This is a genomic window from Clostridioides sp. LIBA-6822 (assembly GCF_056688955.1).
In genome coordinates, this window is sequence record NZ_CP196995.1 from 4,028,743 (window position 1) to 4,054,944 (window position 26,202).

General features: G+C 33.8%; 14 protein-coding genes and 3 rRNA genes. 3 read left to right on the forward strand and 14 right to left on the reverse strand.

The annotated features are described in order from the left end of the window. Positions 1–198 precede the first annotated feature (198 nt). From ACTG48_RS19130 to ACTG48_RS19140, 3 genes are read left to right on the forward strand one after another with little or no spacing between them, the layout of a single operon-like run. Positions 199–696 carry an NADH-quinone oxidoreductase subunit NuoE family protein gene (locus ACTG48_RS19130; RefSeq protein WP_003416946.1) on the forward strand — a complete coding sequence of 166 codons (498 nt, stop codon included), beginning with the start codon at positions 199–201 and terminating at the stop codon, positions 694–696. Positions 697–712: 16 nt separating this feature from the next. Further along, the gene (locus ACTG48_RS19135) at positions 713–2,599 is read left to right on the forward strand and encodes an NADH-quinone oxidoreductase subunit NuoF (RefSeq protein WP_021386321.1); all 1,887 of its coding nucleotides are present in this window, start codon (positions 713–715) and stop codon (positions 2,597–2,599) included. 22 nt (positions 2,600–2,621) lie between these two features. Then, a complete protein-coding gene (locus ACTG48_RS19140; protein ID WP_021386324.1) occupies positions 2,622–4,403 on the forward strand; it encodes an NADH-dependent [FeFe] hydrogenase, group A6 in 1,782 nt (593 codons plus the stop codon). A 121-nt stretch (positions 4,404–4,524) separates the two neighbouring features. On the opposite strand, the gene ACTG48_RS19145 is transcribed toward ACTG48_RS19140, so the two are convergent. The 14 genes from ACTG48_RS19145 to ACTG48_RS19210 all read right to left on the reverse strand — a co-directional run bounded on the left by ACTG48_RS19145 (position 4,525) and on the right by ACTG48_RS19210 (position 26,122). After that, positions 4,525–6,321, reverse strand: coding sequence for a MutS-related protein (locus tag ACTG48_RS19145; protein ID WP_479917720.1), 1,797 nt, complete (start codon positions 6,319–6,321; stop codon positions 4,525–4,527). A 146-nt stretch (positions 6,322–6,467) separates the two neighbouring features. Next, positions 6,468–7,397, reverse strand: coding sequence for an HPr(Ser) kinase/phosphatase (gene hprK / locus ACTG48_RS19150; RefSeq protein ID WP_021386302.1), 930 nt, complete (start codon positions 7,395–7,397; stop codon positions 6,468–6,470). After that, complete coding sequence (uvrC, locus tag ACTG48_RS19155; RefSeq protein ID WP_479917721.1) at positions 7,397–9,214, reverse strand: excinuclease ABC subunit UvrC; 1,818 nt, start codon at positions 9,212–9,214, stop codon at positions 7,397–7,399. The genes hprK and uvrC overlap by 1 nt, the downstream gene beginning before the upstream one ends. 260 nt (positions 9,215–9,474) lie before the next feature. Further along, the gene (gene uvrA, locus ACTG48_RS19160) at positions 9,475–12,300 is read right to left on the reverse strand and encodes an excinuclease ABC subunit UvrA (protein ID WP_479917722.1); all 2,826 of its coding nucleotides are present in this window, start codon (positions 12,298–12,300) and stop codon (positions 9,475–9,477) included. An 18-nt stretch (positions 12,301–12,318) separates the two neighbouring features. Continuing rightward, on the reverse strand, positions 12,319–14,313 hold the full coding sequence (gene uvrB, locus ACTG48_RS19165) for an excinuclease ABC subunit UvrB (RefSeq protein ID WP_044214005.1): 1,995 nt from the start codon (positions 14,311–14,313) through the stop codon (positions 12,319–12,321). Between the two features lie 162 nt (positions 14,314–14,475). Continuing rightward, a complete protein-coding gene (locus tag ACTG48_RS19170; RefSeq protein ID WP_479917723.1) occupies positions 14,476–15,738 on the reverse strand; it encodes an alkaline phosphatase family protein in 1,263 nt (420 codons plus the stop codon). A 61-nt stretch (positions 15,739–15,799) separates the two neighbouring features. Further along, positions 15,800–17,104, reverse strand: a complete 1,305-nt coding sequence (locus ACTG48_RS19175) for an ABC transporter substrate-binding protein (protein ID WP_479917724.1) — start codon at positions 17,102–17,104, stop codon at positions 15,800–15,802. Between the two features lie 30 nt (positions 17,105–17,134). Beyond that, a complete protein-coding gene (locus tag ACTG48_RS19180) occupies positions 17,135–17,995 on the reverse strand; it encodes a carbohydrate ABC transporter permease (RefSeq protein WP_479917725.1) in 861 nt (286 codons plus the stop codon). Between the two features lie 42 nt (positions 17,996–18,037). Continuing rightward, positions 18,038–18,907: a carbohydrate ABC transporter permease gene (locus tag ACTG48_RS19185; protein WP_052328893.1), complete on the reverse strand. Its 870-nt coding sequence runs from the start codon at positions 18,905–18,907 to the stop codon at positions 18,038–18,040. Beyond that, positions 18,891–19,961 (reverse strand): ABC transporter ATP-binding protein, encoded by a 1,071-nt coding sequence (locus ACTG48_RS19190; protein ID WP_021386315.1) that lies wholly within the window; start codon positions 19,959–19,961, stop codon positions 18,891–18,893. Before ACTG48_RS19190 ends, ACTG48_RS19185 begins: the two co-directional genes overlap by 17 nt. A gap of 456 nt (positions 19,962–20,417) precedes the next feature. Beyond that, positions 20,418–20,534, reverse strand: a 5S ribosomal RNA gene (gene rrf, locus ACTG48_RS19195). Positions 20,535–20,648: 114 nt separating this feature from the next. After that, positions 20,649–23,545: ribosomal RNA gene (locus ACTG48_RS19200) — 23S ribosomal RNA — on the reverse strand. 302 nt (positions 23,546–23,847) lie between these two features. Then, a 16S ribosomal RNA gene (locus ACTG48_RS19205) occupies positions 23,848–25,350 on the reverse strand. The 16S, 23S and 5S rRNA genes sit together here, the layout of an rRNA operon. 193 nt (positions 25,351–25,543) lie before the next feature. Further along, positions 25,544–26,122 carry a precorrin-2 dehydrogenase/sirohydrochlorin ferrochelatase family protein gene (locus ACTG48_RS19210; RefSeq protein ID WP_479917726.1) on the reverse strand — a complete coding sequence of 193 codons (579 nt, stop codon included), beginning with the start codon at positions 26,120–26,122 and terminating at the stop codon, positions 25,544–25,546. Positions 26,123–26,202: the final 80 nt, after the last annotated feature.

Sequence of the window (26,202 nt, forward strand, 5' to 3'; positions counted from 1 at the left end):
TTTTATATTATAATAGACTAGTATAGTTTTTATTTTTAATAGGTAACTTTTTTGCATTGTTTTTATGAATAAAGAAATTGTTGTATATTGTTCTTTCTTTATTGTTTTGGTTTTGTTCACCAACATAAGGTTGGGGTCAACTCATGGTTAATTATTTTTTGAAAAATAATAACTTTAAAAAGAAAAGGGGGATTTGTTATGTGCGATTTTATTTCACACAACAAGCAATTATTTGACGAACTAGATATATTTATTGACTCTCTTGCAACAAAGGAAGGTGCGTTAATACAAGTTCTACATGAAGCGCAAGGTATATTTGGATATCTTCCAAAAGAAGTTCAGCTTCACGTTGCTAGAAAACTTGGCGTAGCTCCTGCAAAGGTATATGGAGTTGTTACATTCTATTCTTATTTTACTACAGAACCTGTAGGTAAGTATAAAATCAGTGTCTGTCTAGGTACTGTATGTTTTGTAAAAGGTGCTGACAAGATATTAAGCGCTTTTGAAAAACAGCTTGGTATAAAAGTTGGAGAAACTACTAGTGATTTTAAATTTTCTTTAGAAGGTTTAAGATGCTTGGGGGCATGTGGTTTAGCTCCAGTTGTTACTGTAAATGGTAAAGTTTATGGTAAGGTAAAACCCGACCAAGTAAGCGAAATATTAGATACTTATAGAGAATTAGAATTGAATTGTTAAGAGGGGTGAATAAATAATGCGTAAAGTAAATTCATTTGATGAATTAAAAGTTTTGGCTGATGAGCTGAAACCTAATCTTAGCTTAAGAAAAAATTATTCTAAGGAAAATGTATTAAGAAGAGAATTACTTGTTTGTTGTGATACTGGATGTACATCTTCAAACAGTATGGAAATAGTTAGTGAATTAGAAAATGAAATAAAAAAATCAGGAATCCAAGACAAAGTTAGTGTTCGTTTGACTGGTTGTTTTGGTTTCTGTGCTCAAGGTCCTATCGTAAAAGTTTATCCTGATAACGTTTTCTACGTAAAGGTTGAACCATCAGATGCTGAAAAGATAGTTCAAAGCCACTTGATTAGAAATACAGTTGTTGAGGAATTATTATATGAAGAAGAATCTTTAAGTAAAAAAGTAGAAGAACAAGAAGAAATGTCTTTCTACAAGAAGCAATTACGTATAGCTTTAAAAAATTGTGGACTTATAGACCCAGATAGTATAGAAGAATATATTGCCAATGATGGTTATTTAGCTCTAGGCAAATGTTTAACTTCTCTTACTCCTCAAGAAGTTATTGCAGAAGTAAAAACTTCTGGTCTTCGTGGTAGAGGTGGTGCTGGTTTCCCTACAGGTTCTAAATGGGAAGCTGCTTCAAAAAATCCTGCTGGTCCAACAGATAAAAAATTCGTTGTCTGTAATGCTGACGAAGGTGACCCAGGTGCATTTATGGATAGATCCGTACTTGAAGGTGACCCTCACAGTGTACTAGAAGCTATGGCAATATGCGGATATGCTATAGGCTCTGATACAGGTTACATATACATAAGAGCAGAATATCCAAAATCTATAGAAAGATTAAAAGTAGCTATAGCTCAAGCTGAAAAATATGGTTTACTTGGCGAAAATATATTAGGTACTGGATTTAACTTTAAATTAGAATTAAAATACGGTGCAGGAGCTTTCGTTTGTGGTGAAGGTACAGCTCTAATGCATTCAATTGAAGGTAGACGTGGAGAACCTAGAATGAAGACTTATAGTTCTTCTAAGAGTGGTTTATGGAAATCTCCTACTTGCTTAAACAATGTTGAGACTTTTGCTAATATTCCAGCAATCATACTGAATGGTGGAAGCTGGTTTGCTAACTTAGGAACTGAAGATTCTAGTGGTACTAAAGTCTTTGCTCTTGGTGGAAAAGTAGAAAACGTAGGGCTTGTTGAAGTTCCAATGGGTACTACTTTAAGAGATATTGTATTTGAAATTGGTGGAGGAATCCCTGAAGACAAACAATTCAAGGCAGTTCAAACAGGTGGGCCATCTGGTGGATGTATACCAACTGAGCATTTGGACATCCCTATAGACTTTGGTTCATTAAGTTCTATAGGCTCAATGATGGGTTCTGGTGGTATGCTTGTTCTTGATGAATCTGACTGTATGGTAGATATAGCCAAATTCTTCCTTGAGTTTACTGTTGAAGAATCTTGTGGTAAATGTACACCTTGTCGTATAGGTACTACAAGATTATTAGAAATATTAACTAAAATTACAGAAGGTAATGGTACTCTACAAGATTTAGATGACCTAGAAAACCTTGCTGAAACTATACAAACTGCTTCATTATGTGGTCTTGGTAAAGCTGCTCCAAACCCTGTTTTAAGTACTCTTCAATATTTCAAAGATGAGTATATAGCTCATGTTGTGGATAAGAAATGTCCTGCTGGCAAATGTCAAAACTTACTTTCTTACTTTATAACAGATGCTTGTAAGGGTTGTACAAAATGTTCTAGAGTGTGTCCTGCTGGTTGTATAACAGGTTCTGTTAAAGAACAACATACAATAGATACTTCTAAGTGTCTAAAATGTGGTGCTTGTATAGATAATTGTACATTTAACGCTATAATCAAGAAATAACTTATTTGGAGGAGGAATAACAATGAGTTTAGTTAATTTAACTATTAATGGCAAACACGTTTCAGCACCTAGTGGAACTTCTATCTTAGATGCTGCGAAATTAATAAATATAAAAATACACAATCTTTGTCATTTACATATGAATGAAATAGATAAGCTTGACACTTGTGCATCTTGTCGTGTTTGTATGGTTGAGACAGAGAGAGGCCTAGTTCCAGCTTGTGGGACAGTTATAAAGGAAGGTATGAGAGTTCAAACTAATAGTGCAAAAGCATTAAATGCTCGTAGAACTATTGTTGAATTATTGTTATCAGACCATCCACAAGATTGTTTTGTATGTGAAAAAAATGGAGATTGTGAATTACAGACTATAGCTGCTGATTTAGGAGTAAGAAAAATAAGATATCAAGGTTCTAAATCTTTTGCAGGTAAGGATACTTCTACTAAGTCTTTAGTTAAAGACCACTCTAAGTGTATATTATGTAGAAGATGTGAAACTGTATGTAATGATATACAAACAGTAGGAGCATTATCTGGAGTTAATCGTGGATTTAATACTTTAGTTAGTACATTCTTTAACGCTGATATGGTTGAAACAGAGTGTACATTCTGTGGTCAATGTATATCTGTCTGTCCAACTGGAGCATTAACAGAAGTAGACAATGTACCTAAACTTTGGGATGTTTTAAATAGAAAAGAAAAAACTATAGTAGTGCAAGTTGCTCCTGCTGTAAGAGTTGCAATTGGTGAAGAATTTGGATTAGAGCCAGGTTCAATTTCTACAGGAAAAATGGTAGCTGCTTTAAAAGCACTTGGATTTGAACATGTATTTGATACAAACTTTGGTGCAGACTTTACTATCATGGAAGAAGCTACTGAATTTATAGAGAGAATTCAAAGTGGTGAAAATCTTCCTATATTAACTAGTTGTTGTCCTGCATGGGTAAACTTCTTAGAGCATAATTATCCAGATAAGTTAAATTTAGCATCTAGCTGTAAGTCTCCTCAAGGTATGTTTGGTTCTATAGCTAAAAATTACTACGCACCTAAAATATTAGGAATCAATCCTGAAGAGCTTTATGTTGTATCTGTAATGCCTTGTGTAGCTAAAAAATATGAAGCTTCAAGAGAAGAATTAAGTGAATCTGGAATACTAGATGTTGACCTTTCTATAACTACTAGAGAGTTAGCTAAGATGATAAAAGAGGCTGCTATCGATTTACCTAATCTTCAAGACCAAGATTTTGATAATCCTTTAGGAAAATCTACAGGTGCTGCATCTATATTTGGAGCAAGTGGTGGAGTTCTAGAAGCTGCTCTACGTACTTCATATGAGAAGATAACTAATAAGACTTTAGATAATGTAAACTTTACTAATGTTAGAGGTCTTAAAGGAATAAGAGAAGCAAGCATAGATGTTGATGGAACTACAGTTAATGTGTGTATTGTAAATACACTTAAAAATGCTAGAAAGATTATGGATAAGGTTAGAAGTGGAGAATGTAAATATCACATTATAGAAGTTATGGCATGTCCTGGTGGATGTGTTGGAGGTGCTGGTCAACCGTATCACCATGGTAATACTGAAATAGTTGATAGACGTGCAAATGCATTATATGAAATAGATAGAAATAAAGCTATACGTAAATCTCATGAAAACCCTGATTTACAAGCTATTTATAAAGACTTCTTTGGAGACCCAAATAGCGATGTAGCTCATAAATATCTTCATACTCATTACTTCGATAAGAGCTGTATCTATGGAGAATGTCCACAAGAATGTGCTTGTGAGGAATCTAAATAAGCTCTAACAATTATAAAATTAAGTGTTCTTAAATAAAAGGATTGTCTTAAAATACTCTTAAGTATTTTAAGACAATCCTTATTAGTTTACTTTAATACAACTTCTTAGACTTATAGATTAATTAAAGAATCCCAGCCATCCTCATAAGTTGTTTTGCATTTGTAGTTTTACATCTTCCATCTTTTATCATATAGTCAAAATGAATTTTATCATCTACATAGTACTCTGAGAAATGATAGTTTACAACTTCAACATCTCCACTACCTGAAAGGTCACATAACTCAAAATCATGTGTTGTAACCATACTTATAACCCATGGTCTTGATAGCTTCTTTACTGCCTCACTTGCCCCAATAATTCTATCAGCAGAGTTAGTTCCCTTAAAAATCTCATCCACTAAAACCAACATTGGTAATTTTTTTAAGCTATATTGAATCATTGATTTTATTCTAAGAATCTCAGCATAAAAAGTTGATATTCCTTGGCTTACATCATCTTGTATTCTCATAGATGTAAATATAGCCATACAAGTTGCATCAAAATTCTTAGCGCATACTGGCCCTCCTGCATATGCTAATACTAAGTTCACTCCTATACTTCTTAAAAATGTTGTTTTTCCAGACATATTTGAACCTGTAATAATACATGTCTGAGAATTTAATTGTATTGAGTTTGCTATTACACTTTTCTCTGCTATCAATGGATGATATACTTCTTCAACTTTTAACCTTGGAGCATCTTCATATTTTATTACTGGAAAGCATGTATTCTCCTTTACATGACCAATAACTGTTAAACTTATTAGAGCTTCAAATTCCCCAATAGATTCCAGCCATCCTCTAATTTGATTTCCATACATTCCTTTCCATCGTTCCAGAGATTCTGCACAATGATAATTCCACATAAGAACACCACAAGCAATTATATATAATATCTGATTATATCTTAAATTCACAGCATTTCCTATTGAATTCAATTGTTTAATACCTTTTGAAACGCCACTTCCCTTAGAAAGTTTTTCTTGTAATTCTTTCAAGTAAGTACTTTCAAATGTCTCTTTTTCTAAAACCTCAAACATCTTTTCATATACTTGTATATTTCTACTAAATGAAAATAATGGTGAAAGAGTTTGCATAAGTTTCGTATGCCCAAAGCCACTAAATCCCAACTGTATTATAAAAAGTAAAAAAACAGGTAAAATAGGTAAAAAACCTAATGTAAAAAATATAAAAGATAGGATTGTAGCAGTAGGTAGACCCCAAGTAAAAATATGCATCCATTTAGGTATATATACATTTTTATTTTCTCCATACTCTATAAATGTTTCTATACTCCCATCAGAGTTATTTTTTTGCTCCTTACCAATTATATTGCTCAGTGTTTGAATATGAATAGAAAAGTCATCTTTTGATAAAAGTTCTTTTATTGCTATTTGTCTCTCTGATATTATCTTATCATCTGGATTTTCATTCCATAATGACTTAGCCAAGGACTTCTTCCCATAAGATGTATTAGCTACACATATATATTGATACAATGAAGCTCCTCCAAACAAATCTAAATCTTTTGCTTGTGAATTCTCATCTTCTAAGTATTCTTTACCATCTATTTTGAATTCTTTCCAGCCATCTCCAAATCGTTTTATATACTTGTCTATTACATCAATCTTACTTTTAAAATACATTTCTTCTTCTTTTACTTTATTATGAATAACTAAGAGTGCTATAAACGCTACAATCGCTACAACTCCAACAAAAACACCCACTATATGTTTATTGTAAAGTCCAATAGCAAATCCTACTATCACTATCAAAAAAGAGATTAACCTCGCTGTACTTATATTATTTGACTTTTTACTTAAGAGCAATTCTTTTTCAGTAGTACTTTGTAAAAGTTTACTAAAATAGTCTATTCCCATAAAAAATTCCAACTTTCTTATTATATAATAAAATTCAAATATAAAATTAATCTAGTGTGATTTTAATCTATTATTTTAAATTTTCCTTATATGATATATATTATTAATAAATATTATATACAACTTAATTTTAATATTATTCTTTACTACTTAGTATCAATTAATTTTGATAATTTTTTAGTAAACTCTTGAGCTGCATCATATCCCATTCCTCTTTGTCTAAAATTCATTGCTGCTACTTCTAATATCATAGCAGTATTTCTTCCAGGCTTAACAGGTACAACAAGTTTCTCTACATTAACACCAAGTATCTCTTCATATTCTTTATCAAGTCCAAGTCTGTCATAATATTTAGTTTCATCCCAAGCTTCTAGATGAACTACTAAATCTATCATTTTAGAATTTTTAATCGCTCCTACTCCATATAGACTTCTAACATCTATTATTCCTATTCCTCTTATCTCAAGGAAATGTCTTATTAATTCAGGTGACTGCCCCATCAGCATACTTTCATCCAGCTTTCTTATTTCCACAGCATCATCTGCAACTAGTCTATTTCCTCTTTGAATCAGTTCTAATGCTGTTTCTGACTTTCCTATGCTGCTTTCACCTTTTATCAGTACGCCTATCCCATAAATATCAACTAACACTCCATGAATTGTTGTGTGTGGTGCTAATTTATTATCCAAATAATTTGATAGTCTATTTATAAGTCTAGTTGTATTTCTGTTTGTACTCAAAAGTATTCTCTTATATTTTTTAGCTTTTTCTATTACATCTGGCTTGATTTCCAAGTCTCTAGAGATTATTAGAGCAGGTATTTCATATGAGAAAAATCTATTTAATACTTCTTCTCTAATATTATTATCCATCAATCCAAAGAAATTATATTCTGTTTTTCCAACTATTTGTATTCTTTCATACGCAAAGTAATCAAAATAGCCTGCAAACTGTAATCCTGGTCTATTTATATCTTGAGAATAGACATAATAATCTACATCATCAGGCATGTACACAACTTTTAACTTTAGGTCTTTTATTATCTCTCTTATCGATACCTTATTGCTAGTTTCCATTAATTTTCTTCCTTCCTAAAAAAATTATAAACATTATCTGCAATGTTTTTATTCATTCCATCTACTTCTAGAAGTTCTTCCATAGTAGCTTTTTTTATAGCATCTACATCTTTAAAATGATTTAGTAATGATTTCTTTCTTTTTTCACCTATTCCTTGTATATCATCTAAGATAGATTTTGTCAAAGCTTTATTTCTTAAACTTCGATGATATGTTATCGCATAATTGTGAACCTCTTCTTGTATACTAGCAATAAATCTATATAAATTGGTTGTTTTATCTAGCTCTATTTCTTTTTCTTTGCATATCAATCCTTTGGTTCTATGCTTATCATCTTTGTACATTCCCCAAAGAGGTATATCTACATCATTAAGTTCTAAGACCTTTTTTACTGCACTAACCTGCCCTTTTCCACCATCCAACAATATCAAGTCAGGTAAATTTCCATGTTTTAATCTTCTATCTACAATTTCAGCCATAGAATCATAATCATTAGGTCCAATGACTGTTTTTATTTTATATCTTCTGTATTCTTTTTTATCTTTTTTAGCATTTGTATATACTACCATAGAACCAATCGAATCTACACCTTGTATATTTGATATGTCATAAGCCTCTATTCTTATTGGTAACTTTTCTAGATTTAATAGACGTTTTAATTCTTCCAACGCTCCAATACTTTTTTCATATTTTCTTTTGTTCATGTCAGAAAACTTTTCAAGATACTCTACAGCATTTTTTCTTACCATTTCAACTAAGCTTTTCTTTTCTCCCTTTTGTGGAACTCTTATCGTTACTTTTTGACCTTTTTTTGACGATAACCATTCTTCTAATATAGAACTATCTTCTATCTCATCTTGTATAATTAATTCTTTAGGTATATACTCTTGCTCATTGTAAAATTGTTTTACAAATGAACCTAATATAGAAGCTCTTGGGCTATCCATTACACCTTCTAGTATAAAGTGTTCCCTACCCACAATTTTACCATTTCTAATAAAAAATACTTGTACACAAGCCTCATTATGAGCTCTTGCCATTGCAACCACATCTTGATTTAAGTCACTTACATTAGTATCTATTTTTTGCTTCTGTATCATTTCTTCAAGACTCTTTATTTTATCTCTATATACAGCAGCTTCCTCAAATCTAAAATTCATAGAACTCTCATTCATCTTTTCCTTTAAAAGCTCCATTAATTTTTCTTCTTTACCAGATAAACACATTATAATTTCTTCTATCATCTTTCCATATTCTTCTTTAGAAACATTTCCTGTACAAGGTCCTAGACATTTATTTATATGCAGATTCAAACAAGGTCTTGTTTTATTCTTTATTGCTTTTTCTATATCTATTTTACAACTTCTTATTGGATATGTGCTACTTATAAGTTCCAAAGTATCATTCACAGCAGTTATATTAGTATATGGTCCAAAATACTTTGCCTTATCTTTAAGAACTCTTCTAACTTTTAAGATTCTTGGGTAATCTTCATTTGTAGTTACTTTGATATATGGATAAGTTTTATCATCTCTAAGTACTACATTATACTTTGGTCTATATCTTTTTATTAGATTACATTCAAGTATTAATGCCTCTAACTCTGAATCCGTTATAATATACTCAAATTTATATATATTCTTAACCATAGATTTTACTTTAGATGTATGGTTTTTTGAAGATTGAAAATACTGCCTTACCCTGTTTTTTAAAGATATGGCTTTTCCCACATATATTATATGGTCGTATTTGTCTTTCATTAAATATACTCCGGGCTCAGAAGGTAATTTTTTTAAATGCTCTTGTATATCAAACATCTCGCCCTCCAAAACATTAAATTTTATACTAAAATTATACCCTAAAATGTGAAATTTAAAAAGTTATACAATTTCCAGTACTCTAGACAAGTTAAAGTCCATATCCCCCTTCCATAATTGATTTAAAAACAAACCTAAATATGAAGAGTAATATGGACTTTATACTTTTGTTGACTGTTTACAACTTATAGTTAACTAACTTCTAAAAGATGTAATTAACTTATATCTCTAATTTTAAGATTTATCACATTTTATATGATTTAAGAAAAATATTTCTTTAAAAATTGACCTGTATAAGACCCATCAACTTTAGATACTTCTTTTGGTGTTCCAGTTGCAACTACAGTTCCACCTTTATCTCCACCTTCTGGTCCTAGGTCTATTACATAATCACAAGTCTTTATAACATCTAAATTATGCTCTATAACTATAATTGTATTTCCTGTATCTGCTAATCTTTGTAGCACTTGAATTAGCTTATCTACATCTGCCATATGAAGTCCAGTAGTAGGCTCATCTAATATATACAAGGTCTTCCCTGTTGGTCTTTTACTAAGCTCAGCAGCTAATTTTATACGTTGTGCTTCTCCTCCTGATAATTGAGTTGAAGGCTGTCCTAATTTGATGTATGAAAGACCTACATCCATTAAAGTCTCTAGTTTTCTTTTTATATTCGGTATATTTTCAAAAAACTCAACAGCTTCTTCCACATTCATATCCAGTATGTCAGATATAGTTTTGTCTTTGTATTTTACTTGCAGTGTTTCTCTATTATATCTTTCACCCTTACAAATTTCACAAGGAACATATACATCAGGTAAGAAATGCATTTCTATTTTTATTATTCCATCACCCTTACAAGCTTCACATCTTCCACCTTTTACATTGAAACTAAATCTTCCTTTTTTATAACCTCTTGCTTTAGCTTCATTAGTTGCTGCAAAAATATCTCTTATAAAGTCAAATACACCTGTATAAGTTGCAGGGTTTGAACGAGGTGTTCTTCCAATTGGGCTTTGGTCTATATTTATAACTTTATCTATGTTTTCAATTCCTTTTATTTCCTTATGTTTACCAGCTCTTTGTTTAAGTCTATTTACTTTACTTGCAACACCTTTGTAAAGTATATCATTTATCAATGTACTTTTCCCAGAACCTGAAACACCTGTTATACATGTAAACTTACCTAATGGGAATTTTATATCTATATTTTTTAGATTATTTTCTGATGCTTTGACTATTTCTATAAAATTTCCATTTCCTTCTCTAGTAGTCTCAGGAAGTAATATTTGTTTTTTACCACTTAGATACTGACCTGTTATTGAGTTTTCATTTTCAATTATTTCATCCAAAGTACCCTGTGCAACTATCTCACCACCATGTATACCTGCACCTGGCCCAATATCTAAAATATAATCAGCTTCTCTCATTGTATCTTCATCATGCTCTACAACAATTAAGGTATTTCCTAAGTCTGTTAGGTGTCTAAGAGTACCTATAAGCCTATCATTGTCTCTTTGATGAAGTCCTATACTTGGCTCATCAAGTACATATAAAACTCCAACCAATGCAGAACCTATTTGAGTTGCTAATCTTATACGTTGTGCTTCTCCTCCTGATAGAGTTCCAGCCTTTCTTGATAAATTTAAATAATCAAGACCTACATCTCTTAAGAACATAGCTCTTCCTTTTATTTCTTTTATAATCTCATGAGCTATAAACCTATGTTTCTCTGTAAGATTTATATTTTCCATAAAGTCAATCAATTCATTTACAGATAAGTTTGTAACTTCCATTATGTTTTTTCCATCAACTAAAACAGATAAAACTTCTTTTTTAAGTCTCATCCCTTTACATTTTGGACATGGTCTTTCTGCCATATATTCTTCAATCTTATCTCTCATGTACTCTGAGTTGGTTTCTCTATATCTTCTCTCTAAGTTTACTATTACACCTTCGAAATATGACTTATAATTTCTAGTTCCTCCAAATTTTGATTCATAAGTAAACTCTACAATTATATTGTCTTTGCCATAAAGTAATTCCTCAACAAAATCCTCTGGTAAATCTTTAAATGGAGTTGTCAAAGATACATTAAAATGTTCTGCTAAGCTTTTTATCATTTTACTATAATAAGTATCATCATTAACACCAGTTGACCCCCATGCTGCAACTGCACCTTGTTTTATTGATAAGTCTTTATTTGGTACTACTAATTCCGGGTCTACTTCTTTACTTTCTCCAAGACCATTACAAACATCACAAGCACCAAAAGGAGCATTAAATGAGAACATTCTTGGAGATAATTCTTCTATCCCAATTCCATGTTCTGGGCATGCAAATTTAGTTGAAAAAAGAATTTCCTCTCCATCTATTATTTGTGCTATTACAAGACCATCAGATAACTTAACTGCAGTCTCAATTGAATCTGCCAATCTAGATTCAATTCCATCTTTAATTACTATTCTGTCTACTACAACTTCTATACTATGTTTTTGATTCTTATTTAAATCTATATCATCACTAACTTCATAGTTTTCACCATCAACTCTAACTCTTACAAATCCTTCTTTTTTGATATTATCAAAAACCTTTTTATGTGTACCTTTTTGTCCTCTAACAATTGGTGAAAGTATCTGTAATTTCGTTCTATCTGGAAAATCTAGCATTTTATCAACTATTTCTTGAATAGTCATCTGGCTTATTTTTTCACCACATGTAGGACAATATACATCTCCTACTCTTGCAAATAATAATCTTAAATAGTCATATATTTCTGTTACTGTTCCAACAGTAGAACGCGGGTTTTTTGAAGTAGTCTTCTGGTCAATTGATATAGCTGGTGACAACCCCTCAATATATTCTACATTTGGCTTTTCCATTTGACCTAAAAATTGTCTAGCATATGCAGATAAACTCTCTACATATCTTCTTTGACCTTCTGCATATATTGTATCAAATGCTAAAGAAGACTTTCCAGAACCCGATAATCCTGTAAAAACAATAAATTTGTCTCTCGGTAATTCTAAATCTACATTTTTTAAATTATGCTCTTTTGCTCCTCTTATTATAATTTTATCTTCCATAATGTTGTTTTTACCTTTCTATTTTTCCAATTTTTCTTCTAATTGTTTTACTTTATCTCTAAGTTCTGCTGCTCTCTCAAATTGTAAGTTTTGAGCAGCTTCCATCATCTCTGATTTTAATTTTTCTATATTATCTCTTATCTCATCTTTATCATCTGTGTCAGATATTCCATATACAACTTCTTCCTCCGCTACCTTAGTAGCTTCTATACTATCTCTTATACTTTTCTGTATAGTTTTAGGGGTAATGTCATGTTCTTTATTATATAGATTTTGTATATCTCTTCTTCTCTTTGTTTCATCAATAGCATTTTGCATTGAGTTAGTTATTCTGTCTGCATACATAATTACTCTTCCATTTTCATTTCTAGCTGCACGTCCAATAGTCTGTATTAATGCTGTTTCGGAACGTAAGAAACCTTCTTTATCTGCATCTAAAATTGCTATAAGTGAAACTTCTGGTATATCCAATCCTTCTCTAAGTAGATTTATTCCTACAAGTACATCAAACTTTCCTAGTCTTAAATCTCTTATGATTTCTGTTCTTTCTAATGTAACTATATCTGAATGTAAATATTTAACTTTTATCCCTATCTCTTTAAGATAATTAGTCAAGTCCTCACTCATTTTTTTAGTTAAAGTGGTTATAAGCACTCTTTCATTTTTTTCTATAGTTTTGGTTATCTCTCCTACCAAATTGTCTATTTGATTATTAATAGGTCTTACTTCTACAATTGGGTCTAAAAGTCCAGTTGGTCTTATTATCTGTTCTGCTATAGTTTCTGAATGTTGAATTTCATAAGGCCCTGGTGTAGCACTTACAAACAACATTTGATTTATATTTCCTTCAAATTCTTGAAAGTTTAATGGTCTATTATCAAGTGCAGAAGGTAATCTAAATCCATTCTCTATAAGAGATGTTTTCCTAGACCTATCCCCTGCATACATACCTCTTACTTGTGGTATAGTAACATGTGCCTCATCTACAATTATTAAATAATCATCTGGAAAGAAATCCATTAATGTATATGGTTTTTCTCCTTCTGACCTACCTGTAATATGTCTTGAGTAGTTCTCTATGCCTTGACAAAAACCTATTTCTTTTAGCATCTCTATATCGTACTTAGTTCTTTGTTCAATTCTTTGCGCTTCTAAAAGTCTATCATTTTCCTTGAAAGATTTTATTTGTTCTTGAAGCTCGTCTTCTATTTCTACAATTGCCTTTTCAATTCTTTCTGGTGTTGTTACATAGTGAGATGCTGGGAATATAACAATGTGATTTCTAGTACCAACAATCTTTCCTGTTACATAATCAATCTCTGTTATTCTATCTACCTCATCACCAAAAAATTCTATTCTTATTGCTTTTTCATCGTTACTTGCTGGAAATATCTCTAGTATATCTCCTCTAACTCTAAAAGTTCCTCTTGTAAAATTTATGTCATTTCTCTCATATTGTATCTCTATTAACTTTTTTATTACATCATCTCTGTCTCTTTGCATACCTGGTCTTATAGATAACATAAGTTCTTTATAGTCTTTTGGGTCTCCAAGTCCATATATACAAGATACAGATGATATTATTATAGTATCTCTTCTCTCTAAAATAGATGCCGTAGCAGAATGTCGAAGTTTGTCTATTTCATCATTTATGCTTGCATCTTTTTCTATATAAGTGTCACTGTGAGCTACATATGCTTCTGGTTGATAGTAATCATAGTAACTTACAAAATATTCAACTGCATTGTCTGGGAAAAATTCTTTAAACTCACTGTAAAGCTGTGCCGCTAGTGTCTTATTGTGAGCCATTATTAGGGTAGGTTTCTTAACTTGTTGAATGATGTTTGCCATTGTGAATGTTTTTCCTGAACCCGTTACTCCTAACAATGTCGAAAATTTCTCATTTCTATTTATAGAATCCACTATTGATTTAATAGCTTCTGGTTGGTCACCTGTAGGTTTGAAGTCTGATTTTATTTTAAAATCCACAGTATCACTCCTTTTTTCGAACATTAGTTCCTAATATTTATTATTATATCATACCTTTCTAAAATTGTTTAAGTTATTTTAAATATTTTACCCATTTAAATTTTACTTAAATCTAAAATATAAAAAAAGACTTCTATCTTTACAATAGAAGTCTATAATACATGGAAAATAAATACTTTATTTAACTTATATAACAAAATCAAACGCTTCTTTTTCAACTCCATCTAGCTTTAAATCAAATATCTTTAATATAGTTGATGCATGTGCTCTCAAATCTCCGTTCTCTATAACCACACCACTTTTAATATTAGGTCCAAAAGCTATAAATGGAGGTCTATTACCTTTAGTAGGTAAATGACCATGTGTCGCAACAGCAAATTTATAATCTTTTATATCCGAATCCTTTATAATATTTCCTTCTAAATCATTACCAAATGAAATTCCTTCAATACCTTCAATTACCATTTCGAAATCACCTTCAAGACCAAGTTCAGACGCTTCCTCTTTGCTAAAAATATTCTCTATAAATAATTCTTCTTTAAATTCTTCAAGTAGTTGTCTTAACTCGGTTAATCTATCTAAGTTATTTACTATTATCTGAGCTGATATACCAGAGGAATTTACATAGGCATCAAAATTTTTAACTTCTCCGTCTTCTACTGTTATAAATCCTCTTGATTTAAGTAAGATATTTGGATTTATAACTTTATCAACTCTAAGATGACCATGGTCTCCAAGTATTATAAAGTTTGTATCTTCATATGTACCCGCATCTTTTGTAGCTTGAATTATATCTCCTAACCATTCATCATTCATTTTCAATGCTTTATCTACTTGCTCATTAAATAGACCATAATTGTGTCTTGTGTGGTCCAATGTAGCCAAATGTATCAACATTAAATCTGGCTTATAGTCCTTTATAATATCTACTGTACAGTTTACTCCAAACAAATCCATGTTAGGTTCTAACTTCCAATCAATATAATGACAATGTTTATTGTAAATACCATCCATTATAATCTTACTAGAACTTTTTTCAAAAGTATCTCTTGGATTATCTTCTCTATTAGGAGCCCATATTTCTGCAATATTATAGTCTATATTTGGATTTGCTCCCATTACAGGCCATAATACGCTAGAGGTAGTTAGATTGTTTTCTTTTGCTACGTCTACAATAGTTTTTACTTTTATATCTTTTGAATACCAGTACCAATCTTTATTTTCTTTATTGGGGTCAAATTTTTCATTATGATATATACCATGTTTTTTCGGGTATACTCCTGTAACCATACTAGTATGGCATGGATATGTTAAAGTAGGATATACACAATTTATATTTTTTACTATAGAACAATTTTCTAATATAGATTTAAAATTTGGTAGATTTTTTACGAATTCCAAGTCTTTTTCAAATAAAGAATCCACTGATAATACTATAACTTTTGTCATTTACATTACCTCTTCATTCATATATTATTAAATACTTTTAATCAGCTACAGGTCTACATAATTATTTATTTGTTTTATCTATCACTGCTTGCATTGCAGAAGTTCCTTTACTTACTGCATCTTTTGGAGATATATTTAAATCAGTAAGTCCCTTTTTAATCTCATCCATTAACTTATCAGTTGCTTCTTTATATCCATTTAGCATTGGAAGTGCGACAGCATATTGTAATTGGTCAGTTGCAACTTTGTATTGAGGTTTTTCTTTATATAGTGTTTGTAATTTTTCTGACTTAGTTGCATCTTCAGTTGTTGGTAAGTACCCTGTTGATGAACTGAATTGAACTATCTTGTCTGTTTGAGTCATCCATTTTATAAACTCTGCACTTGCTTCTTTTTCTTTATCTGTTCCACCTTCAAGCATAACTAGGTTTGCTCCACCTGTAGGAGTTGCGTATTTTTGATTCTTTGGTAAAAATGCTGTTGATATTTCAAATTTACCTTCTGTTTGTTGCATAAGTCCTGCTAAATCTGCTGTTGATGTGAATATCATACCTACTTTACCATTTACAAAGTCTTGTTTTGCCACATCCCAAGCATTATAATCTTCACCAGGAGGCATTTTCATTATTCCATCTTTCATCATATCTTGCCAGAATTTAACTGGTGCTTGTCCTGCTTCATTATTAAATGCTACTTTTTTACCATTAGCTATTTCTCCACCACTTTGCATTACCATAGCTTCATAAAACCAAATATCTATTGGTGTTTCAAAACCATAAGTATCTTCTGATTTATTTGTCATTTTACTAGAATACTCTTTAAGCTCTTCCCATGATTTTGGACCTGAAGGGTCAAGACCTGCTTTAGTTGCCATATCTTTATTTATGTATAATATTGGTGTACTTCTGTTAAATGGCATTCCAACAAACTTATTTTCATAATAGGAATTTGTTAAAAGACCAGAAAAAAATCTTTCTTGGTATGTTTTATCAAAATACTTGCTCATATCTACTAAAGCACCTGCCGATGCAAATGTACCTGTTTGAGTTATTTCTAATAATGTTACATCTGGTTGGTCTTTAGAAGTTAAAGCTGCCTGTAATTTTGTTGCATTTTCATAATAATCTTTCTGTTTCAACATATTTACCTGTACATCCTTATGTTCACTATTAAACTGGTCAACCATTTTTTGTGCAGTTTCACCATTAGTTCCACCTAAAGGGGCCCAGAAATCTATCTTTGTAATATTGCTATCAGTCTTTTCCCCTTTAGATGCATTTGAATCATTAGAATTTGAACACCCAACTAAAGAACCTAATAATAATGTTATTGCTAATCCTGTTGTTAATTTTCTTTTAAGCTTCATTTTCATCCTCCAAATTTAGTCTTTAATTTTTTATTTTATTCCTGAATACATAAAGGCTTCTTTTACCTTTTTATTTGCAAATATATATACAAGAATTATTGGTAAAATTAGAATTATATTTCCTGCCATTATTACATTCCATGCAGTAATTCCTTCTGAAGATTTAAGAAGTGCTACTCCTATTGGTAAAGTTCTTATGGCATCTGTGTTTGTCATTACTAGAGGCCAGAAGTAATTATTCCAATGATATATAAAATTAAATAATATAAATGTTATTACTGCTGGTTTAGCCATGGGAACCATTATTTTAAACATTATTTTTAAATCAGAAGCATTATCTAGTTTAGCTGCTTCAATAATCTCATCTGAAATCTGCATAAAATTTTGTCTAAGCAAGAATATGCCAAATGAAGATGTCATAAATGGAATTATAAGAGGAACATATGTATTTATAAATCCAAACTTACTCATCATCATATATACTGGTAGAAAAGTTACTTGTGGTGGAATCATAAGTCCCATAAGCAAAAGCCCAAATAGTACCTTCTCACCTTTAAATTTAATTTTAGAAAATGCATACGCTGCTGGAACCATCACTAAAAACTGTATAATTAAAACACTTCCTGTTACAAATACACTATTTAGTAAATATCTAAAAAATGGACCTGAATTCCATGCTGTACTATAATTTTCTAGCACTATATCATTTGGTATAATAGTAGGGGGTAATTGCATCATTTCTTGTGGATTTTTAAAAGATGTTGATAACATCCATATAAAAGGGAATATAAATATTGCAGATAAAAGTAGTAAAATTAATACTTCTATTGATTTTGATGCTATTTTTTTTATATCAATTTTATCTTTTTTGATGGGTTGTATAATATCCATTTTCTCCTCCTTCTTGATAGGCCTTATAGTGTCTATTTCTCTTTATTGATAGTGAACTTTCTTTGACAGTAATCTGAAATTAGCATATGTAGCAATCATAACTATAGCCAGTAAAAACATACTCGCTGCACTTGCTTGTCCTATATCATAATATATAAATCCAGACTCATATATATAGTAAGATAACATGTTGGTTGAACCTAGTGGACCACCTTGTGTCATTATACTTATTTCATCAAATACTTGAAATGATGCAGTTGTTGTTGTTATCATAAGAAAAAATATTGTTGGTGACAATAATGGCAATGTCACTTTAAAGAAATTTGTTATCTTGTTTGCATTATCTAGTTTAGATGCCTCATATATATAGTTTGGTATAGATTTAAGACCTGATAACACGATTAAAATATTGTATCCAAGTGTTTTCCATATCCCTATTAGAATAAGTGACATTAAAGCTGAACTTTCACTTGAAAGCCATTTTGATGTTGGTAAATGCAGTGTTGACAGTATCCAGTTTAAAAAGCCATATTGCGGCTCCATAATCCAAAGCCACAATACAGCTACAGATACTAGTGAAATTACATGTGGTGTAAAGATTATACTTTGTGTCAAATTGTGTATTATAGAGTTTTTATTTAACCAAACAGCAAGTACTACAGCTAATGAGATAGATATAGCCACCATAAAAAAAGTATAAATTGCAGTATTCGTTATAGTCTGTATGAATTCTGGATTCTTTAAGAGTTCTGTATAGTTGTTTAAACCTACATTTTCAAAAGTTGAACTAAGAAGACTACCTGATTTGAAACTTAGAGATATTGTCTTAATTATTGGATATACTATAAACAATAGAGTTCCTATAATAGCAGGTGTTATATATAAATAGGCTTTATTAAATCGCTTTTTCATAAATATCTCCTTTAATTTTAGAATACATATTTTTACATTTTTTTATATCTTCTATTCTTTCTCCATGTTTATCAAAATAATATAAATCTTTTTCTAACACACTTATTCTTAAAGTTCTTCCAATATCAAATATATCATTTTCTGTTTTAACTCTTATCTCACTATCAAGAACAGACAGACAATATATAGTTTCATTTCCCAAGACTTCTTTAGTCATGACCTTTCCAAATAGGCTAAATACACCGTCATTTTTTCCATCTATATTTATACTCTCTAATGTTGCTTTTTCTGGTCTAAATCCAAACTTGACATCATTCTTGATATTTAATATATTCATACAAGGATTTCCAATAAACTGTGCCACAAATAAGTTTTTAGGATTTTGATATATTTTCTTTGGAGAACCTATTTGCATTATCTTTCCTTTGTTCATTATAACTATCTTATCTGCCATAGACATTGCTTCAACCTGGTCATGTGTTACATAAACAAATGTAGATTTCAGTTTTTGATGTAATTGTATTAATTCTGTCCTCATCTGATTTCTTAATTTAGCATCTAAATTTGATAATGGCTCATCCATTAAAAATACCTTTGGATTTTTAACCATCGCTCTAGCAAGTGCTACTCTTTGTCTTTGTCCTCCAGATAGATTGCTTGGTTTTACATTTAAATATTCTTGTAATCCTACTACATCAATAACTTCTGTTATAAGTTGTTCTCTTCTTTCTTTAAGTACTTTCTTATTTTTAAGACCAAATTCTATATTTTCTTTGACAGTCATATGTGGATATAATGCATAGTTTTGAAATACCATAGCTATATCCCTTTTACTAGCATCCGTTTTTGTTACATCATTTTCTTCAATCTTTAGTTTTCCTGAAGTTATCTCTTCAAGACCTGCAATCATTCTTAGTGTAGTAGATTTACCACATCCACTTGGCCCTACCAACACTGTAAAAGAACCATCTTCTATAGTAAGATTTAAGTTTTCTATAACGGGATTTTTTTTATTATAAGATTTTGTGACATTTTCTAGCCTTATATCTGCCATTTTTTATCCTCCTAAAATATTTGATTTGATTTTACGATTTACTTATAGATTAATAATACTATTAATTTGTAAAGGATATATTAAGGCAAAGTGAATATATAGTAAATTTATTAAAATGAAGGTTAAATTATAAACATTTTTTGTTAAATATAATAAAGTTAAATGAATATGTTGTTTAAGTAATTTATGATTTTCTATAATTTCTATATTTAATGTTTCCTATCACAAGATAATTTTAATTTATAGAATAATATATAAGACTATTTATTTTTATAAAATTAGAGTTGAAAATAAAAAAGACCTCTATGGGGGATAGAGGCCTTTAAGTGGGGGAGATTGAGTAATTTATTTTTGCTATATTAAGTTTTACAATTATATTATGTCCCAAATTTGCAGGGTCTAAACATAAAATACAAAACTTTTTTTAATTTTAATAAATTTACTCAAAAAAAAATTACGTGGCTACGTCCTACTCTCCCAGGCAGTTTCCCACCAAGTACCATCAGCGCTAGAGAGCTTAACTTCTGTGTTCGGAATGGGAACAGGTGTATCCTCTCTGCTATTGTAACCACATAATCTTTATGCTTAATATTTCTATTAAGTTATTAGAATCTAGTAATACTAGTTTCTTTAGAGTTAGCACTCTAAAAACTACACATATATTTTACTGAATGAACATCAAATAATTTGGTCAAGTCCTCGACCTATTAGTATCGATAAGCTAAATACATTGCTGCACTTACACCTTCGACCTATCAACCAGATAGTCTTTCTGGGGTCTTACCCTTGCGGTGGGAAATCTTATCTTGAAGTTGGCTTCGCGCTTAGATGCTTTCAGCGCTTATCCATTCCGTACATAGCTACCCAGCCATGCCCTTGGCAGAACAACTGGTACACCAGAGGTACGTCCATCCCGGTCCTCTCGTACTAAGGACAGGTCTTCTCAAATTTCCTACGCCTGCGACGGATAGGGACCGAACTGTCTCACGACGTTCTGAACCCAGCTCGCGTACCACTTTAATGGGCGAACAGCCCAACCCTTGGGACCTACTACAGCCCCAGGATGTGATGAGCCGACATCGAGGTGCCAAACCTCCCCGTCGATGTGGACTCTTGGGGGAGATAAGCCTGTTATCCCCAGGGTAGCTTTTATCCGTTGAGCGATGGCCCTTCCACGCAGAACCACCGGATCACTAAGTCCGATTTTCATCCTTGCTCGACCTGTATGTCTTGCAATCAAGCTCTCTTTTGCCTTTACACTCTACGTACGATTTCCGACCGTACTGAGAGAACCTTTGAGCGCCTCCGTTACCTTTTGGGAGGCGACCGCCCCAGTCAAACTGCCCACCTGACAGTGTCCCAAGACCAGATTCATGGCCTATGGTTAGAGTCCCAGTACTACAAGGGTGGTATCCCAAGGATGGCTCCGCCAAAACTGGCGTCCTGGTTTCAAAGCCTCCCACCTATCCTGTACATGTAGTACCAAGACCCAATGTCAAGCTACAGTAAAGCTCCATGGGGTCTTTCCGTCCTGTCGCAGGTATCCGGCATCTTCACCGGAATTACAATTTCACCGAGTCTGTTGTTGAGACAGTGCCCAAATCGTTACGCCTTTCGTGCGGGTCGGAACTTACCCGACAAGGAATTTCGCTACCTTAGGACCGTTATAGTTACGGCCGCCGTTTACTGGGGCTTAAGTTCACTGCTTCGATTGCTCTAACAGATCCCCTTAACCTTCCAGCACCGGGCAGGCGTCAGCTCCTATACATCGTCTTGCGACTTAGCAGAAACCTATGTTTTTGGTAAACAGTCGCTTGGGCCTATTCTCTGCGGCCACCGGATGGTGGCACCCCTTATCCCTAAGTTACGGGGTCATTTTGCCGAGTTCCTTAACAACAGTTCTCTCGCGGGCCTTAGGATACTCTCCTCACCCACCTGTGTCGGTTTGCGGTACGGGTACCTTTAACCTCGATAGAGACTTTTCTTGACAGTGTGAAATCAGCTACTTCGCTACTAAATTTCGCTCCCCATCACATCCCAGCATTATCAAAGCGGATTTACCTACTCTGACTGCCTCAATGCTTGGGCACACATAACCAACAGTGTGCTTAGCTTATCCTACTGTGTCATCCCATCTCTCAAACGGTTATCGGTAGTACAGGAATATCAACCTGTTGTCCATCACCTACGCCTTTCGGCCTCAGCTTAGGTCCCGACTAACCCAGGGCGGACGAACCTTCCCCTGGAAACCTTGGGTTTACGGCCTGTGGGATTCTCACCCACATCTCGCTACTCATGCCAACATTCTCACTCCCATACTGTCCACATGTCCTTACGGTCATGCTTCAACCCGTATGGGAAGCTCCCCTACCCATCATAATGATGCCGTAGCTTCGGTAGTAAGTTTTAGCCCCGGAAATCTTCGGCGCAGGATCACTCGACCAGTGAGCTATTACGCACTCTTTGAATGAGTGGCTGCTTCTAAGCCAACATCCTGGTTGTCTGTGCAATCCCACATCCTTTACCACTTAACTTACATTTAGGGACCTTAGCTGACGATCTGGGCTGTTGCCCTTTCGACTATGAATCTTATCACCCACAGTCTGACTCCCAAGTATAAGATGACGGCATTCGGAGTTTGATAGTCTTCGGTAGGTGCAATACCCCCTAGGACATTCAGTGCTCTACCTCCGTATCTCTCACCTTGAGGCTAGCCCTAAAGCTATTTCGGGGAGAACCAGCTATCTCCGGGCTCGATTGGAATTTCACCGCTACCCACAAGTCATCCCCGAGCTTTTCAACGCTCGTGGGTTCGGACCTCCACGAAATTTTACTTTCGCTTCATCCTGCTCATGGGTAGGTCGCCCGGTTTCGGGTCTACGTCAAGTAACTGAACGCTCAGTTAAAACTCGCTTTCGCTACGGCTCCACACCTTAAGTGCTTAACCTTGCTACTTAACGTAACTCGTTGGCCCGTTCTACAAAAAGTACGCGGTCACACAAGAAATGTGCTTCCACAGCTTGTAAGTGCAGGGTTTCAGGTTCTATTTCACTCCCCTCCCGGGGTTCTTTTCACCTTTCCCTCACGGTACTATACGCTATCGGTCACTAGGTAGTATTTAGCCTTGGAGGGTGGTCCCTCCTGCTTCCCACAGGGTTTCACGTGTCCCGTGGTACTCTGGATCATATCTGAAGTTTTCTCGTTTAACATACAGGACTATTACCTTCTGTGGTGGGTCTTTCCAAACCTCTTCAATTACGATACCTCTTCGTTATGATATGTCCGCAACCCCAATAAAGAAAACTTTATTGGTTTGGGCTATTCCGCGTTCGCTCGCCGCTACTTACGGAATCGAATTTCTTTCTCTTCCTTCAGGTACTTAGATGTTTCAGTTCCCTGAGTTCCCCTCATTAAGCTATGTATTCACTTAATGATACTTAGACATTACTCTAAGTGAGTTTCCTCATTCGGAAATCTTCGGATCAAAGTTTACGTGCAACTCCCCGAAGCTTATCGCAGCTTATCACGTCCTTCATCGGCTCCTAGTGCCAAGGCATCCGCCCTGCACCCTTAATAACTTGACCAGTTAAAAAGGTTTGATAGATTAAAGTCTATCAACTTGATAATTTTTAAAAGTTATCAGCTTTATATATTACAAATTAGATGTCATATCACTAAATATATATGCAGTTTTCAAAGTGCTAACGCACATCGCCAACAAACAAACTTCACATTCGTTCAGTTTATTCTGTTGCTTAAAGTGCTAACGCACGTCGCCAACAAACAAACTTCGCATGCGCTCAGTTTATTCTGTTGCTTAAAGTGCTAATTTTGAGTATTCGTAAAAACGAACCCTCAAAATTAAACAGTAGGTAATTCTCCTTAGAAAGGAGGTGATCCAGCCGCACCTTCCGATACGGCTACCTTGTTACGACTTCACCCCAGTTATTGATTCCACCTTCGACGACTTCTTCCAAAAGGTTAGATAATCGGCTTCGGGCGTCTCCAACTCCCGTGGTGTGACGGGCGGTGTGTACAAGACCCGGGAACGCATTCACCGCAGCATTCTGATCTGCGATTACTAGTAACTCCAGCTTCATGTAGGCGAGTTTCAGCCTACAATCCGAACTGAGAGTAGCTTTAAGGGATTAGCTCCACCTTACGGCTTGGCAACCCTCTGTACTACCCATTGTAGCACGTGTGTAGCCCTAAACATAAGGGGCATGATGATTTGACGTCATCCCCACCTTCCTCCAGGTTATCCCTGGCAGTCTCTCTAGAGTGCCCAACTTAATGATGGCAACTAAAGACAAGGGTTGCGCTCGTTGCGGGACTTAACCCAACATCTCACGACACGAGCTGACGACAACCATGCACCACCTGTCACCAATGTCCCCGAAGGGAAGTCTCCGATTAAGGAGATGTCATTGGGATGTCAAGCTTAGGTAAGGTTCTTCGCGTTGCTTCGAATTAAACCACATGCTCCGCTACTTGTGCGGGTCCCCGTCAATTCCTTTGAGTTTCACTCTTGCGAGCGTACTTCCCAGGCGGAGTACTTAATGCGTTAGCTGCGGCACCGAGGGGGGTAACCCCCGACACCTAGTACTCATCGTTTACAGCGTGGACTACCAGGGTATCTAATCCTGTTTGCTCCCCACGCTTTCGTGCCTCAGCGTCAGTTACAGTCCAGAGAGCCGCCTTCGCAACTGGTGTTCCTCCTAATATCTACGCATTTCACCGCTACACTAGGAATTCCACTCTCCTCTCCTGCACTCAAGTCTCCCAGTTTCAAGAGCTTACTACGGTTGAGCCGTAGCCTTTCACTCCTGACTTGAAAGACCGCCTACGCACCCTTTACGCCCAGTAAATCCGGATAACGCTAGCCCCCTACGTATTACCGCGGCTGCTGGCACGTAGTTAGCCGGGGCTTCCTCCTCAAGTACCGTCATTATCTTCCTTGAGGACAGAGTTTTACGACCCGAAGGCCTTCATCACTCACGCGGCGTTGCTGCATCAGGCTTTCGCCCATTGTGCAATATTCCCCACTGCTGCCTCCCGTAGGAGTTTGGACCGTGTCTCAGTTCCAATGTGGCCGATCACCCTCTCAGGTCGGCTACTGATCGTCGCCTTGGTAAGCCGTTACCTTACCAACTAGCTAATCAGACGCGGGTCCATCCTGTACTGGCTCACCTTTGATATTTAAGAGATGCCTCTCAAATATATTATCCCGTATTAGCATACCTTTCGGTATGTTATCCGTGTGTACAGGGTAGGTTACCCACGCGTTACTCACCCGTCCGCCGCTCTTTACCGAAGTAAATCGCTCAACTTGCATGTGTTAGGCACGCCGCCAGCGTTCATCCTGAGCCAGGATCAAACTCTCAAATAAAAGTTTATCAGGCTCAGATACTATTGTTATCAAAATATCTGGCTTTATGGTTTGTTTCTTGTTTTATAAATTAACCTACTGTTTAATTTTCAAAGTTCATTTTTCATGTTTGCCCTTTTCTTAAGGACAAGTAATACTATATCACCTTAAAAATAATCCGTCAACACCTTTTTAAAATTTTTTATTTTATTTTTCATATATCAAGTTTCTTTAACTCTTCTAAATCGAGTGTTATCAACATATTAAGCATATCTTTTCTTTTAATTTTATCTTCATATTTTTCTATAACTTTTTTTCTAATATCACCTAATACATTTAAATATTCCTCATAATCTTCAGTATATATCTCTTCAAGCTCCTTTTTTATCTTCGATGATAATGAAGGGCTCTTACCCCCAGTAGATATACTTATAAGCAAATCACCTCTTTTTATATATGATGGGACAGTAAAATTTGATACCTCTACATTATCAACAACATTTACTAACTTCTTTTTTGCTCTACAATATAATCCTATTTCCATATTCAATTCCCTGTTATTTGTTGCAGCAATTATTACAGAAGCATTTTCTATATACATTTCTTTATAATCATCTTTTATTATTCTTATATCTCCTTCTAAATCATAAAACCTATTTGAAAGTTGTTTAGAAACTATAGTAACACTCTTATTAAAGTTTAAAAAATTCTTACATTTTCTATATGCAACTTCTCCTCCACCAATTATAACTACATCTAAATCATCTAATTTTAAATTAATAGGATATAGCATTTTATACCTCCAAAGTTTATTTAATTACATAAATAAAGTATAGAAATTATAAATTAGTATCTATTCTTATTTAATAAATT